Origin of the sequence: Rhodomicrobium lacus (assembly GCF_003992725.1) — a bacterium.
GTDB classification, from domain to species: Bacteria; Pseudomonadota; Alphaproteobacteria; order Rhizobiales; family Rhodomicrobiaceae; genus Rhodomicrobium; species Rhodomicrobium lacus.
Window position 1 is genome coordinate 572,947 of the sequence record NZ_RZNF01000012.1, and the last position, 14,955, is coordinate 587,901.

The following is a 14,955-nucleotide window of genomic DNA, read 5'->3' on the forward strand; positions in this document are numbered from 1 at the left end:
ACATTTTCCGGAGCCGCATGGCTGGTATCATTGTCAAGGCGCGGAAGACTCGAGCATGTTTTTTCTGGAAGCGCCTTTGTCGTGACAAGTTGTCCGACGGCCTATAGTCGCAGTTCTGCTTGCGGGGGCGCAGAGCGGGCGGCCGCGCGCCTTGCGCGAAACCGCTCGCGGGTGTCGATGCCGTGGATCGGTGCGCCGAAATCCGGCTTGCGAAACAAAGGACGCGCGCTGTTCACATCGCGATGCGTCTGAACCGGGCCTGACCTAATTCGCGAAGCGGAAATGCAAGACGTCGCCGTCGTTGACGACATACTCTTTGCCTTCGAGGCGGAATTTTCCTGCCTCCTTGGCGCCTGTCTCGCCGCCGAGCGAAACGAAATCGCTATAGGCGATCGTCTCCGCACGGATGAAGCCCTTCTCGAAATCCGAGTGAATCACGCCCGCGGCAGCAGGCGCCGCCGTGCCCTTGGTGATCGTCCAGGCGCGGGTTTCCTTTGGCCCTGCGGTGAAGTAGGTGATGAGGTCGAGAAGATGATAGCCCGCTGAAATCAGGCGGTTGAGGCCCGGCTCGGTGAGCCCCAGTTCAGCGAGATAAAGCGTGCGCTCCTCCTCGTCGAGTTGCGCAAGCTCGGACTCGATCTTGGCCGAGATGATGACCACTTCCGCGCCTTCCGGCCGGTAGCGATCTTCCACGATCCTTGAAAAGGCGTTGCCCGTCCCCGCGCTTGCCTCGTCCACATTGCAGACGTAAAGCGCGGGTTTGGCGGTGAGAAGCTGAAGATTGCGGAAGGCGCGATGATCGGCCTCGGGGATCTCCGCCAGTGCGAGCCGCGCGGGCTTTCCCTCGGAAACATATTTCAGCGCGACGTCGATCAGCTGGATCGCGGTCTTCGCTTCCTTGTCGTTGCCCTTGGCCTTTTTTTCGAGGGCGGGGCGGCGGCGTTCCAGACTTTCCAGATCGGCGAGCATAAGCTCCGTTTCGATTGTGTCTGCATCCGCCAGCGGATCGACGCGGCCCTCGACATGCGTCACGTCGTCGTCCACGAAGCAGCGGAGCACATAGGCGATCGCGTCGCACTCGCGGATGTTGGCGAGGAACTTGTTGCCGAGACCCTCGCCTTTCGACGCACCGCGCACGAGCCCGGCGATATCCACGAAGGTCAGGCGCGTCGGGATGATCGCGGCGGATTTCGCAGCGGCCGCGATTTTCTGCAGGCGCTCGTCGGGCACCGAGACCTCGCCCACATTCGGCTCGATCGTGCAGAAGGGATAATTCGCGGCCTGCGCTGCCGCCGTCTGTGTCAAGGCGTTGAAAAGCGTGGATTTACCCACGTTTGGCAGGCCGACGATACCGCACTTGAAACCCATGAAACGTCCTGTCGATGCTTTGTCTGTGAGCTTTTCAGGCGAAGTGGATGCATGTTCGCGTGAAGAAACGACTCAAATCGGTAAGCCCGTGAGCCCTATACGATGAACTGCAAAGGAGCCCGGTGAGGCGGCAATCCGGCGGCCGCAGCCTCATTCCCAAGGCGCACCGCCACTCCCGAAGGGGCGAACCGTGCTGCAAAACCTCGCTGTCGCCTTGCCGCTAGCGGCTCATGCGACAAGGGGTCTTGCACGCGTCTCGCAGCAGCCTTCGGTTGCTATAAGGTCTTGCGCGACCGAAGTCCAGCCGGCGGGCTCACCGAAGAGGCCCGCCGCAGCCTCTCGCGTCAACCCCGAACGCGGCGGCGGAACCAGCCGAAGAAACCGCCGCCCTTCTTGTTGGCAACCGGGGTGGAGGCTGGCTCGCTGCCGGAATCCGGAACGGACGGATTTTCAGGAGCGCTCGGCCTTTCGATCACGGCTGCGGCAGCTGCGCCTGCAAATTCCAGCTCGCGCTCGGAATGGACCGGGGCGGAAGCCTGTACCTGCTCGGGGAGAGGCGTGGGCTCGGGCTCCTGAACCGGGTCCGGACCGGGGATGGGTGCAGGTTCCGGCGCGGGGTCCGGATCGCTGACGGGCTCCGGCTCGGGGACAGGCTGCGGCTCCGGCGCGGGAACCGGGTCGATGATCGGCTCGGGCTCCGGTGCCGGCTCCGGCGATCCTGCGTGAATTGGCTCTGTGACCGGCTCCGGCTCGACGACGCTTGCCTCGACGCCGCCTTGCTCAGGCGCGTCTTCCGAAACCTCGACAGGCGTGGCGAAAGCCTCTTCAACCGCCGGGGCTTGGACAGGAGCCTCATCGACCGTTACGGTCGTTTCCGCCTCGGTCGTCTCTTCATCCACGCTCGGCGCGGCGTTGAGCGTTTCAGCGGGCTCCTCTGTCGCGAGCGGCACCTGTTCGGTTTCGGACTGGGCGGAGAGGTCCACCTGCGGCTCGGCTATGTGGGCGCCTTGTTCGGGAGTTTCTTCAAAACGTTCCGAAGAGGTCGCCTCTTCGGCGGCCGCGTTCACAACAGCGCTCGCTTCGCCTTCGCCGGACAGGCCGACGACGGCGTCTTCGTCGCCGGTCGTCGCCACCGGCGCTGCATCGGCCTCGGGCTGCTTCGGTGCGGTGGCCTCAAGCGCTTCCCTTGCGGCGAGGATTTCCTGATCGCGCGGCACGCGCTGAGGCGGCACCTCGCGCTCCAGATCGAAAACGGTTTCTGTCGAACCAGCGGCGTCGGGATGAGGGAGAACAACGGCGGAGGATACAGCGCCGCCACTTCCGTCCCGCCCGGCCGATACCGTGATCGGAGGAAGGAGCATCGGTTCGATGGGCTTCGTCGCTGCCGCCACGATTGCAGCAAGCGCTTCTGCTTCGGGGTCGGCTGTGGTTTCGCTCACCTCTTCCACCGCAACGGGCTCGGCGGCGGGGGCTGTAACCTCTGGCTCAACCGCGATTTCTTCAGCCGCGACGGGCTCAACGGCAGGCGCTTCGGCAATCGGCTCGGAGATCACTTCGCCGATGTCTGCGGGCTCCGTGGCGAGAGCCTCGGCTACGGGCTCGGCCACGATTTCGGACACTGCGCCTGCGGCGGCCTCGGTTTCCGGTTCTTGCGTCTCGCTTGCCACCGCCTGCGGAGCAGTCTCCGCCTCTGTTTCGGCAGGTGCCGGGACTTCCTCGACAATGGGAGCTTCTACCGAACTCGGCGTTTCGATCCCGAGAGACGCGATGGCATCCTCGACCGACGCGAAAGCGACGCCTCCCTCGGCGGCCGGTTCCTCGGCTGGCGCGTCTGCAACGGCATCCGAAGCGATCGCCTCTGCTGCTGCCGGGGCCCGCTCATCGGACGTCTCATGCGCCGCAGCCGGTGCTTCAGCGGCGCCCGTTACCTCTGCCGCCTTCGGGAGTGGCTTCCGTCCCCGGGCGGCTTCGCTCAAAAAACTGGCCTCTTTTCCTTCCACGAGGTTCGTCATTCCGCGCGCGACGCCTTCGAGGAGCGGCACGAGCCATTCTTCATCGGCTCTCGCGAAATCGTGGAGGACGTAATTGGCGACGAGCGCCTTGTCGCCGGGGTGACCGACGCCCAGCCGCACCCGGCGATAATCATTGCCGACATGCGCGGTGATGGACTTAAGGCCGTTGTGACCGGCATTGCCACCGCCAGTCTTCACGCGGATCTTGCCGGGTTCGAGGTCGATCTCGTCATGGATGACGATCACATCGCTGACGGCCAGCTTGTAAAAGCGGAGGGCTTCGCCGACGGCGCGGCCGCTCTCGTTCATAAAGGTAGCGGGTTTCAAGAGGATGGCGCGAACGAGGCCGATCTGCCCTTCGGCGACCAGCCCCTGAAACCGCTTCTTCCACGGCGAGAAACCGTAGCCCCTCGCCAATTCGTCAACCGCCAGAAAACCGATGTTGTGGCGGTTGCCACGATATTTCTCACCCGGATTACCCAATCCGACGATCAGCTTCATGATGAAATCTCTCACATTTTATCGATGATGAACGCCGAACTGGTATGGGAGGATGCTACTCGCTCTTTTCAGCCGCGGCGGCTTCAGCCGCCTCTTCCGATATCTGCGCAGCCGCGCCCGCGATCGTTGCGACCGTGAAGTCGCGGTCCGTGATGGTGGGGGTGATGCCAGCCGGAAGCTTCACGGCGGAGATGTGAATGCTGTCGCCGATGTCGTAGCCGGTCAGGTCGACCGTGATGTGATCGGGGATCGAATCCGCCGGGCAAGACAGTTCGACCGAATGGCGCACGATGTTGAGGGCGCCGCCGCGCTTCAGGCCGGGCGATGCTTCTTCGTTGGTGAAGTGCACCGGGATTTCGACTTCGAGGCGCGAAGACTTCGAGACGCGCAGGAAATCCACGTGAATCGGAAAATCGCGCACCGGATCGACCTGCACCTCGCGCGGGATCACGCGCTCTTTCTTGCCGTCGATGTCGAGCAGGTAGACCGTCGAGAGGAAATGGCCAGTCTGATAGTGCTGCCAGACATGCCGATATTCGAGCGTGACATTCGCGGGGCTCTTTTCGCCGCCGTAAACGACGCCCGGAACGAGCTTCTGTGCCCGGAGCGCGCGGTTCGCAAGCTTGCCGGTGCCTTCGCGCGCCTGCGCCTTGAGTTCGATAACCTCAGCCATTTTTGTCTCTGTTTTGTTGGATGAGCGCGTCTGTGCGGCGATCAAGCACGCGGACGTTCTGCACTCAGGGATGTCTCAAACCCTCTCTATAAAGGCAAGCGCTGCGAAAGACAATAAGCTGGTTTATTCAGGCAATCTTCGTTTCGATGACCCGCTGAAATACGTTCGTCATGAGATATCGGGATGCAACGCGGCGGCGCCAGCCAGGACGAGGGCGAGCTTGCGTCTCCACCACCCTTTCGGATCGCCTGCATATGCCGCCCACGTCGCCGCCCTGATCGCGGCATAGGTGTCGGGGTGTTCCATCGGCTTCCAGGCTTCCGCCTTGGCGACTTCAACCGTCTGTCCTTTTTTTTGAGTGGGCTGGCGGAGACGGCGCAGCGCAACCGCCGAGTCGTTTGTCATGTCCATGACTGTATCGACCACAAGAATTGCATCGAGCCTCGCGAAGCCGAACCCCTCCAGACGATAGCACATCGCCGCAAAGGCGCGGACGATAGCGGGCGGGGTCGTCTCAAGCGTACGAATCGCCTCGGCAAGGCCGGGATGGGACTCGTACATCGCCCAGGCCGCTTCGGCCGTCATCTCGACAGCCTCACGCCAGTCGCGGGCGGGCGGCGTCCAGTCGATCCGCCCCACCGCGACATCGATGGCGGCCGAGATGATATCGTCGCGCCCTTTCACATGGCGATAAAGCGAAGAATGGTCGACGCCGAGCCGCCCCGCGATCGTAACCATCGTTGCACTGTCGAGCCCGACTTCGAGCGCGCATTCGGCGATGGCGGCGCGCGAGATACGCGCGGGACGCCCCGGCTTCTGTTCGGACCTGTCGTCTTTCTCGCTCATCCCCGTCTCTGTTTAAAACCATTCTGGAACGAGTTGCTTCGCAACAACATGTTGCAAATGGAAGAATTCTAATTTGCAACACCGTGTTGCATTTCAGCGGCGTGGACGTAACCCTTCGCTTCGGCACTTAAATCAGAGGGTTGCAATGAAATTATCCCGGATCAACATCCTGCCCGCGCTCGCCGCGCTTTGTCTCGCGACGCCGACGCATGCGCAGGAAACTACCCTGTCGGGCCTTTATGTCGGCGCCAAGATCGGCGCGAGCATCGCTTCGTTCAGCGACCGCCGCGTTCTTCAGGGCGAATACTTGTTCTACGATGAAAACCAAATCCCGTATTCCGGGACCGCCCAATCCTGGGCGTTTCCCGACAAGACCGACACAGTGTTGGGCGGTGGCGTCTCGCTCGGTTACAATCTCGCATCGAAGACCGGCCTGCCTGTCCGCCTCGAAGTCGACTACACGGCGCGCGATGCCGCCGAGGTGTCGTCCACGCGAGACATGACGTATTCAACGACCTACGGCGGCGTTTATTATCCCGCCAATCCCGCCGTCATGACGCAGGCCGACACTGTCACCCTCAATACGTTCATGGCGAACGTCTGGTACGACATTCATACAGGCACTGCGCTCACGCCCTATATCGGCGGCGGCATCGGCTGGGGCTTCGTGAACTATAAAAATACGCGCGCGATGCTCGAAGGCGTTACTTATGACAGCTTCACCGACAAAAAGGACGTAACGAACTTTGCGTGGAGCGTCGGCGCGGGCGTGTCGTATGCGCTTTCAGAGCGGCTGGCGCTCGACATCGGCTATCGCTACGTCGACGCGGGGAATATGAAGGTGAGCGCATCGGGCAGCGAACCGCTGAGCGGAACGAGCGCGATCGCCAGTCACGATGTGATGGTCGGCATCCGCTATGAGTTCGGCAGTTCTCAACGAGCTTCCCTCAAGTAAAAACGCGCGCTCCGCAATGCAAATGGCCGGGAAATCCCGGCCATTTCGCGTTTGAAAGACATGTGCGTTCTCGGATCGATCAATCGAACAGGCTTGAGACCGACTCCTCGCCGGATGTGCGAAGGATCGCCTCGCCGATCAGCGCGGACAGAGACAACACCTCGATATTGCCCGCCACGCGCACGGCCTCGGTCGGCACGATCGTATCCGTGATGACGAGCGTATCGATCTTCGACGCCTGAATGCGGGCGACCGCGCCCCCCGAAAACACGCCATGCGTGGCATAGGCCGCGACCGACGAAGCGCCCTTCTCGATCAGGGCGTGCGCCGCGTTGCACAATGTACCGCCCGAGTCGATGATGTCGTCGATGAGGATGCAGTGACGGCCGGTGACGTTGCCGATCACGTTCATCACCTCGGATTCTCCCGGACGGTCCCGGCGCTTGTCGATGATGGCGAGCGGCGCGTCGATGCGGCTGGCGAGGCTGCGCGCGCGGACCACGCCGCCAACGTCCGGCGAGACGACGGTGATGTTGCCGTCGGTGTAGCGCTTGGTGATGTCGCGGACCATGACCGGCGCGGCATAGAGGTTGTCCGTCGGGATGTCGAAGAAGCCCTGAATCTGGCCGGCGTGGAGATCGACGGTGAGCACGCGATCGGCTCCGGCGTGCGTGATGAGGTTCGCCACGAGCTTCGCCGAGATCGGCGTGCGGGGCAGCGTCTTGCGGTCCTGCCGGGCGTAGCCGAAATACGGGATGACCGCCGTGATGCGCCGCGCCGATGCGCGCCTCAGCGCATCGGTGAGGATCAGCAGCTCCATCAGATTGTCGTTTGCCGGGTAGGACGTCGACTGGATTACGAAGATGTCCTCGCCGCGTACGTTTTCACGCACCTCGACGAAGATTTCCATGTCCGAGAAGCGGCGCACGAGGCATTCCGTCAGCGGTGTCTTCAGATAAGCGGCGATGGCGTTAGCCAGGGGCCGATTGCTATTGCCAGCGACCAGCTTCATGATGCGGGATTGTCCATTGGGTAACGTGAGTTGTGCACAAACGACAACGAGCGCGCTTCTACCAGCGCGCTCGTCATCTGTAAACCTGTGAGCGCCGCATGGCTACCCACAGGTTGAGTTATTATGACTTCGGAATTAGCCCGAGGTGCCGTTTCCAGCCTGAGCCTGACCGGTGGGTGCCTTGCTAAGCAGCTTGGAAACCTCCGCCGCCGCGGCCCCGGCCGCCTGATCCGCGATCTCGCCCCACGGGCCATCGAGAGCGCCCGCGCCGATCTTGTTGTTCTGGACAACGGTCTTCTCAAGCTGCTTGCCAGCCGGATCGACCACCACCCAGCGGATCGTGATCGGCTGCTGGCCGTTCTGGGCCGCACCCATCTCGACCTGTCCCTGGATCTTGTAGGAACCGGGCGCCGCCGATGACGAAAGCTTGATGCCCTGGCGGTTGAGCGCGCGCTTCATGGCTTCGGTCAGGGAAGTCTTGCCGTCGCCGGGAGCGCCGGTCACCCCGGACACAACCGCCACCACTTCAGCCGGATGGGCCGCAGCATGCGCACGCGGCGCCGGAGCGGCAACAGCCGAAGCCAGCGAAGGCTCGGCGGCCGGAGCGGGTTGGCGAACCTTCGGTGCCGCGGGCTGAGCCGCAGCCGCCTTCACGGGTGCCGGGGCCGCAGCTGCCTTCACGGGCGTCGCGGGCTGTGCCGCAGCAACGGCGGGAGCCGCCTGCGGGGCGTTCGGGTTTTCGACCCACAGCGCCACATCTGTAGCCGACTTGAGAGCGACCTTCTGAATGCCCTCGTCGTTCAAATGCTTCCAGTTGTCGCCGCCGCGCTTGTTGGAAACGATCTCTTCGCCGGAAATCGTACGAACCTTGTTGCCGGCCTTGTCGGTCACATCGATCGCATAGGCGATCTTGGTGCCCTTCTTTTCGGTGGCAGCCGCATAAGTCGGCTTCAGAATATATTGGGCGTCCTTCGCGTCGACGAGGACGACGCCTTTGGCCTTGATCGAGGCAGCGAGCTGCTCGTCGACCTTGCTTGCGTAAGTCTGCGGAACACCCTGTCCAGCGGACAGGGCGACAGCGGGCTTGGCCTTCTGAGTCAGGCTGGCGTTGTCGCTATTCTGAAAGAGATCACCGCTGCACCCGGCGAGGCCGGCAAGCATAAGTCCCCCAGTCAAGAGCGACGCGGCACGGCGAGCTGCGCTCTGCGCGGCCAGTTTGTTCTCGCGCGTCACTTTCTCCACTCCTTGCTTTTTTGCTTCAGGAACGGCGGTACTTGACTATACCGGCACCTATAATTCCGCCGAATCTTTATAACGCACGAAATTTAGCGGTCGCCGTAAAATGCGTCCAGAACGACGCGGCCCAAAGCGGCGAAGCGCCCCAAAAACACGTTAAAATCCGGTTTAAGCCCCCTAGTTATCCACATCACCCGACCAGAATGGCGGAAATTTGGCGTCCGTAGTCCGGCTCGGAGCGCAAGCAAGCGCGTCTGTAACTGAAGAGAATCGATTCGTTCTCGGCCGTGCAGACGCCGATATCTTCCGCCGATTTCACGCCAGCCGCGTCAAGACTATCAACCACATAGGCTGACAAGTTGAAATGAGGCCGAGGACCGAACGCGTCCGAGAAATACTTGGCTTTCTCTGGCGCACCTTCGATGAACGCCGTGCGGAATTCCGGCCCCACCTCATAGGCGCGTTGGGAGATGGCCGGGCCGACGGCCGCCGTGATGCGCGAGGCCTTCGCGCCGAGGCTTTCCATGGCGGCGATGGCGGCTTCGAGCACTCCCGCCTTCGCGCCCTTCCATCCCGCATGCGCAGCCGCGACGACGCCCGCCTCGGCATCGGCGAGAAGAACAGGCGCGCAATCGGCCGTGAGCACGCTTACGGCAAGCCCCGGCGTTGCTGTCACGATGGCGTCCGCCTCGGGCGCGTCGGCAGGCTCCCAGGGCTCGTGCGCGATTACCGCTTTCGCGGAATGGATCTGATAAGGACCGATCAGAGACAGGGAAGGAACCCCGAGGACGGCGGCCACGCGCGCGCGGTTTTCCTCGACAGCCTCGCGCCGGTCGCGGGAGCCGCGCCCGCAATTGAGCGACGCGTAGATGCCTTCGGACAGCCCGCCTGTACGCAGGAAGAAGCCATGCCTGATGCCGGGGACCGAAAGCCCCTCTGCCGCCTTGAATGTCACCGCGTCAGCCATCGTCATTCCTTCCAGCCTTGCCCGCCGAAAGGCGGCGGTGGGTCCGATATGCCACGCGTCCATGAAAGGACCTTGAAAAGCGTCCCCATCTGCGCCGGATCGACGAGGCGGGCGATGCTTTGCGCTATGGCCCGCGCTTCCTCCGCCGATGCGCGGGCGAGAAGCTGATTGGCGCGAGCCTCGACGCCGAGACGCAGAAGCCATTCGCCCATGGTCAAAGGTCCGAAGACGTCGAAGCCGGCATCTTGCGCGACATGCGCCAAGAGCGCGAAGTCCACATGCGCGGTAAGATCCGTCTGACCCGGCGCGTCGAACAGCCCAGCGAACTTGTGGTGCCGGACGGCTTGCAGCGTCTCGCCGAAGGCCGGCTTCGTGTAGCCGTAATCGATGGCAAGCGCCGCAAGAGGCGCGTCAGCCGAGCGTGCCGCGAAGGTGGCGACAAGCGGCGCGATGCCGGGACAGTGTTCGAGGATGTCGCCGTCTTGGGGGGCGCCGTGCGATACGGCTTTCGACGGCGGCTGCGCAACATGTGCAGATCTCGCGAGCCGGAAGTCGCCATCGCTGAAGGTGACCACGCGCTCGCGCCATGCTTTGGCGGCGCCGTCGAACACGAACTGCCGGACGGGCAGGCAGTCGAGGAATTCGTTGGCGATGACGATGGCAGGGCCTTCCGGCACCTGGGTCAGATCGTCATGCCACTGCACCGAAACAGAGGATCGTGCGAGCGTCGCCTTCTGCGTTTCCCTCAGCATCTCGGAGCTTTCCACGAGATGCACGGCGGTGCCCTGAAGGAAGCCCGGCACGACGCGGGCGGCGCGAAGCGCGTCCGCCATCAGCGTCCCGCGCCCCGGCCCGAGTTCGATGAGGCGCACGTGCCGCGGCTGGCCCATCTGCACCCAGACCTGCGCGGCCCAAAGTCCGATCAGTTCGCCGAACACCTGCGAGATTTCCGGTGCCGTAATGAAGTCGCCTCCGCGCCCCAGAGGATTGCGCTTGCGATAATAGCCGTGCTCGGGATCGTAGAGGCACGCCGCCATATAGTCGTGAAGCGGGATCGGGCCCCGTTCCGCGATGGCGCGGCGAAGTTTCAGCGCGAGGGGCGTCAAGCCTGAATCGGAAGCATCAGACGGCATGCTGCCGTTCTACGATTTGTCGCGACCGATGGAAAGCTGCTGATAGCCTTTGCCGAGAATGATGGGTTTCTGGCTTGAGATGCGGTTGTTGTTGACGCCTACCCAGCCGATTTCGCCCGAGAGCCTGCCATATTCGATCTTCGGACAGCGGTTCATGACAACCTTGAGCCCTTCCTTCTCGGCGAACCGTGCCGCCTCGTCGCTGCGCACGCCAAGCTGCATCCAGATCGCCTTGATCGAAAGCTTGTCTTTCAGCGCAACCGCCTCTTCCACGATGCCCTGCGCGGCTCCCGAACTGCGGAAGATTTCCACGACATCCACCGGCTCCGCCAGATCGGCGAGGCTCGCAAAGACCTTCTGGCCGAGGATTTCACCGCCGGCATGCCCCGGATTGATCGGAAATACGCGATAGCCTTTCGCGAGAAGATATTTCAGCACGAAATAGCTCGGGCGCACGGTGTTCGCGCTCGCGCCGACCATGGCGAAAGACTTCGCATCGTGAAGAATGCTCGCGATGTAGGTGTCGGGATAGGAGTCGTGGTTCATCGTGCTCGCCTGCTCAATGGACTTCGCCATATAGGCCGCAGCGCCGCTTTTCAAGCGCACCGCCTGCTTTTGCCCGCTGTTCTTGGAGCGCGGGCTCAGCGGTGCCGAGGTTCAACCGAGGCGCGGGCGCTGCAGCGGCATCGTCAGGTCGAAAACGCGGTGAATACTGCGGCAAACTCCGATGACCTGGCCCGGCGATATGCTCGAAATGCGGATCGTGCGGAAATTGGGGTTGAGAGGAACGAGATCGACGATGATCGAGCCGTCCTCCGCGCGACCGACCTCGCGGTAGAGTCTAAAGAGGGCGGTCTGTTCCTCGGGCACGAGCGCCAGCACGAAATCGGACGGCGACGGCACAGCGTCGAGATCGATGAGCGCCTTGTCGCCCGGCTCGAAAGAGACTGGCTCGTGGGGGTGGGTCATGGACTTGTCCCGGATGTCGATGAAGACGCAGCGGCCGGGCAATGCCTCATCGCCAAAGACCGGCATTGCCGTGGAGGATGTGGGCTCGGATCCCTCAGCGATGCGTTTCAGTTCGTCCATGTTATCGAGCGCCAGCAAGGGTATGTGACGGGTCGTTGGAGAGGATAACGGCTCCACCCCTTCAATTTTGTTTAAAGAATATCCTTTGCCGAAATATATGTAATCGACCGTAACGCCAAATGCGGCGGCAAACAGGATGGCCTGCTTCGGCGGAACAGCGCGTTCGCCATTCTCGTAGTTCATGTAGCGGCTATACCCCCAGCCGAATTTGCGGACCGCGTCGCTCGCTTTGTCATACCCGGCATCGATGCGCGCTCGCCGAAGGCGATCCGCAATCGATCTGAGTTCATCGGGAGTCCAGTCTCGCATCGTACTTTGCCTACCTACACGCACTGTGTAATACGTGTGCCAAAAGGGGCCTGGTGAGGGAACGTCGGAGTTTGATCTGATTCGCGGGGCTTTGTGATGCAACCGCCCGTATAGCAGGTCGCCGGGGCCGGCCTGCACCTCGCCCGCAAGGGCCGAACATGACCTCTTTCTCCCGGCAACCGCCCCTCGCGAGTGTGGCCACCCCATTTACTCCCCAATAGAAAGATACTTACGATAATTTTACACGTTATGTGTAGTTTTTTACATTGAAGCGTTCACTCTTTTCCGGTGCTGTATCCCATGTGTAATCTCACCCCGCTTCGCCTTCCGCGCGCCGAAGCCACGCAGGCCGCCTTCCCGGCTCTTCCTGCCATCGCTCTCTCGCGCTTGTCGCAACCGGCCCCGCAACCGATCCATGGACGGCGGCGCTGGACGACGGGCGACCTGACCGAAATAGTTGCAGCCCTCGCGACGCTCAGGACAAGCGATATCGCGAGAACGCTCGGCGTCAACCCAAAGGCGCTGCGGTCTCTCCTTCGCCGTAACGGCATCAGCCTGCGCGCCTTGCGCGAGCACGCGAGACGGGACGAACCGCAAGACGGCGGTCTCGTGGTGCGGCGCTCACTCGACGCGCCCTCCGCCATCTACGGGGCTGCGGCTTTGGAGCATCTGCCGGATGGCGCCTGCCGCTGGCCGCTTGGCGATCCCGCTGAACCGGGCTTTGCCTTCTGCGGATGCAGGGCCGAACCCGGTCGATCGTATTGCAAGAATCATCGGCAGCTGGCTTTCCAGCGGGCAGAAGCACCGAGGGGCGCATGACAGAGGCGAAGAGACGCGATGAGCTTTCCGAAGCCCCTTCACACTGGCGACGCCAGCATACCGCATTCACGCGAGATGTGTTGACGCCGCCCGACGCGCCCGTCGTCGCACGCCGCCGGGCCCGGCTGATCCTGACCCCGCTCGAAACGCGCCTTGCGATCCTCGAAGATGCGGCGGCGAAGCCGGAAGCGGTGCGCATCCGCTCGCTCCGCCGCCGCCTGACGGCACTCGACCGCGCACTCTCCGACCGCGAGGCGGAGGCCCTCGAACGGTTGTCTTCTTGTATTGCCGCTCTCTCCAATGCCGGAGCGATCAATTACCTCAGATCGGAGGTGCGCTCGCCGCCAGCGGGTGGCCGCGTGCGGTTCGGCGAGAAGCAGCGGCGCGAGATCGCGGGCGTGAGTTACGTGCTGAAAGGTCTGGGCGCGGAGGATCGCGCGGCGGTGCTGCGGCTCGTCGCCCTTCTCGATCCAGGCCACAGCGGCATTTTCAACCCGGACGAGACCTTCGTGGCGGGCGTGCGGAAAGCGGCGGCGGAGGTCGTTCGTCTCTACGACGCCTTCGCGTCTGCGCCTCGAAAGCGGGGCGAAACGGTCGAATGCAAGGCTGCGCAGAAATCCTGAGCCTGGCGCCGGACACCAAGGCATCGTCCTCGCGAGGCATTGGGAGCAAAGCCGAGGCCCCCATCGACGCGCATCGATGCCTTGCCGCTCTCCGCGCGGTTTCCGTTCCGTCCCCGCTCGCGCTTAGCGGAGGTCGCATCAGAACCCATTCCGATGCGCGGCAATTTCGACTCCGGGTACGGAACTCTTTGCGGGACCGCGTTTTGCCGTCCCGCCTGCGGCCGTGGCGCGAGCACTGTCTTCTTCCGGCCGTTCCGATGGAGGTTTTGCATGACCGACTGGCCCGATGCCGTCCTGCGCCTCACCGCTGCCGCCGCAGTTGGCGCGGCCATCGGCCTCGATCGCGAAGCGCGCGGCAAGCCGACCGGCGTTCGCACGCTCGCTATCGTGGCGCTCGGCTCGGCGCTGGCAGTCCTTTTGAGCGAGCATCCGTCCGGCGTTCAGGCGGACGCATCGAGCCGGGTTATTCAGGGCGTGCTCACCGGCATCGGCTTTCTTGGCGCAGGCGTGATCCTTCACCGCGACACTGGCGACAAGGTTCGGGGACTGACGACCGCCGCCGCCATCTGGTTCACGGCATGCATCGGGATGGCGTGCGGCCTCGGCGCATGGCCCATTGTCGTCACCGCCGCCGTGCTGGTCGCGTTGATCCTTGCGCTTGGCAAGCGCCTGGAACGCCTTTTCGTTCCGAAGGACACTAACGACACGGAAAACCCGCCCGGCAACGCCTGAACCTGATATTCTGTGGCCCAAGCCGTAAATCAGGCCCGACCGGTGTAACCGCGTCGGTCGCTCTAACGCGCCGCCCAGGGCATGACCGGCACCGTTGAAATCGAATTTTGCGGCGATCCGTCGATCAGCTTGTCGCTGATGGCCACATAAACAAGCGTGTTCCGCTTCTTGTCTACGGTCCGGTAGACGTGCGTCTTCTTGAAAAAGATGGAGGTGCGGTCCGAGTAGACCTCCTCGTTTTCGCCCAGCTTGCCGATATCGACCGTGATCGGGCCGATCTGACGGCACGCGATCGAGAAGCGGCTCGGATCTTCCGCAAGCCCGATCGTGCCGCCGAGGCCGCCTGTCTTCGCCTGCGCGATGTGGCAGGCCACGCCGGGCACTTTCGGGTCGTCGAACGCGCTCACGCACACCTTGTCGTTCTTGCCGATGAGGCGGAACGCCGTGCTGATACAGCCGATATCGTCCGCCTGGGCAACGCCGCCGCCTAGCGTCGTCAGCGCCAACACCGCACAAAGCAGCAGCTTTCCGCCCGCATTCCGTTTCATGCCAAATCTCCCACGCCCATGATCCTTGTCATATCGTTTACCATCCGCGAAACGATAGGGGCAGCGAGCCGCGCGCGATATTGCGCGACACGATTGCAGAATCGCGCCGTCGATCAAGAAAGCGGCGCCATG

General features: G+C 63.0%; 15 protein-coding genes. 4 read left to right on the top strand and 11 right to left on the bottom strand.

Annotated features, from left to right (window positions below; all coding sequences use genetic code 11):
- Positions 1-264 precede the first annotated feature (264 nt).
- From ychF to EK416_RS12035, 4 genes are all read right to left on the bottom strand, one after another.
- Positions 265-1,368: a redox-regulated ATPase YchF gene (gene ychF / locus EK416_RS12020; RefSeq protein ID WP_127077788.1), complete on the bottom strand. Its 1,104-nt coding sequence runs from the start codon at positions 1,366-1,368 to the stop codon at positions 265-267.
- Positions 1,369-1,712: 344 nt separating this feature from the next.
- A complete protein-coding gene (gene pth / locus EK416_RS18190; protein WP_181952140.1) occupies positions 1,713-3,881 on the bottom strand; it encodes an aminoacyl-tRNA hydrolase in 2,169 nt (722 codons plus the stop codon).
- Between the two features lie 55 nt (positions 3,882-3,936).
- The gene (locus EK416_RS12030) at positions 3,937-4,554 is read right to left on the bottom strand and encodes a 50S ribosomal protein L25/general stress protein Ctc (RefSeq protein ID WP_127077790.1); all 618 of its coding nucleotides are present in this window, start codon (positions 4,552-4,554) and stop codon (positions 3,937-3,939) included.
- A gap of 168 nt (positions 4,555-4,722) precedes the next feature.
- Positions 4,723-5,400, bottom strand: coding sequence for a TetR/AcrR family transcriptional regulator (locus EK416_RS12035; protein WP_127077792.1), 678 nt, complete (start codon positions 5,398-5,400; stop codon positions 4,723-4,725).
- 145 nt (positions 5,401-5,545) lie between these two features.
- On the opposite strand from EK416_RS12035, the gene EK416_RS12040 reads away from it, so the two are divergent.
- Positions 5,546-6,355: an outer membrane protein gene (locus EK416_RS12040; protein WP_127077794.1), complete on the top strand. Its 810-nt coding sequence runs from the start codon at positions 5,546-5,548 to the stop codon at positions 6,353-6,355.
- Positions 6,356-6,434: 79 nt separating this feature from the next.
- On the opposite strand, the gene EK416_RS12045 is transcribed toward EK416_RS12040, so the two are convergent.
- The 6 genes from EK416_RS12045 to EK416_RS12070 form a co-directional block, all read right to left on the bottom strand.
- The gene (locus tag EK416_RS12045) at positions 6,435-7,367 is read right to left on the bottom strand and encodes a ribose-phosphate pyrophosphokinase (protein WP_127077796.1); all 933 of its coding nucleotides are present in this window, start codon (positions 7,365-7,367) and stop codon (positions 6,435-6,437) included.
- 135 nt (positions 7,368-7,502) lie between these two features.
- Complete coding sequence (locus EK416_RS12050) at positions 7,503-8,600, bottom strand: hypothetical protein (protein ID WP_127077798.1); 1,098 nt, start codon at positions 8,598-8,600, stop codon at positions 7,503-7,505.
- Positions 8,601-8,793: 193 nt separating this feature from the next.
- Entirely contained in the window at positions 8,794-9,570 is a 777-nt protein-coding gene (gene pgeF, locus EK416_RS12055) for a peptidoglycan editing factor PgeF (RefSeq protein ID WP_127077800.1), read from the bottom strand.
- A 2-nt stretch (positions 9,571-9,572) separates the two neighbouring features.
- Positions 9,573-10,703 carry a class I SAM-dependent methyltransferase gene (locus EK416_RS12060; protein WP_127077802.1) on the bottom strand — a complete coding sequence of 377 codons (1,131 nt, stop codon included), beginning with the start codon at positions 10,701-10,703 and terminating at the stop codon, positions 9,573-9,575.
- 9 nt (positions 10,704-10,712) lie between these two features.
- Complete coding sequence (locus tag EK416_RS12065) at positions 10,713-11,249, bottom strand: CoA-binding protein (protein WP_127079747.1); 537 nt, start codon at positions 11,247-11,249, stop codon at positions 10,713-10,715.
- 111 nt (positions 11,250-11,360) lie between these two features.
- On the bottom strand, positions 11,361-12,101 hold the full coding sequence (locus EK416_RS12070) for a LexA family transcriptional regulator (RefSeq protein ID WP_164730005.1): 741 nt from the start codon (positions 12,099-12,101) through the stop codon (positions 11,361-11,363).
- Positions 12,102-12,401: 300 nt separating this feature from the next.
- Between EK416_RS12070 and EK416_RS12075 the strand changes: the two genes are divergently transcribed.
- The 3 genes from EK416_RS12075 (at position 12,402) to EK416_RS12085 (ending at position 14,275) form a co-directional block, all read left to right on the top strand.
- Complete coding sequence (locus EK416_RS12075; RefSeq protein WP_127077806.1) at positions 12,402-12,920, top strand: GcrA family cell cycle regulator; 519 nt, start codon at positions 12,402-12,404, stop codon at positions 12,918-12,920.
- The gene (locus EK416_RS12080) at positions 12,917-13,543 is read left to right on the top strand and encodes a hypothetical protein (protein ID WP_127077808.1); all 627 of its coding nucleotides are present in this window, start codon (positions 12,917-12,919) and stop codon (positions 13,541-13,543) included. Before EK416_RS12075 ends, EK416_RS12080 begins: the two co-directional genes overlap by 4 nt.
- A gap of 270 nt (positions 13,544-13,813) precedes the next feature.
- A complete protein-coding gene (locus EK416_RS12085; protein ID WP_127077810.1) occupies positions 13,814-14,275 on the top strand; it encodes an MgtC/SapB family protein in 462 nt (153 codons plus the stop codon).
- 62 nt (positions 14,276-14,337) lie between these two features.
- On the opposite strand, the gene EK416_RS12090 is transcribed toward EK416_RS12085, so the two are convergent.
- A complete protein-coding gene (locus EK416_RS12090) occupies positions 14,338-14,823 on the bottom strand; it encodes a CreA family protein (RefSeq protein ID WP_127077812.1) in 486 nt (161 codons plus the stop codon).
- Positions 14,824-14,955: the final 132 nt, after the last annotated feature.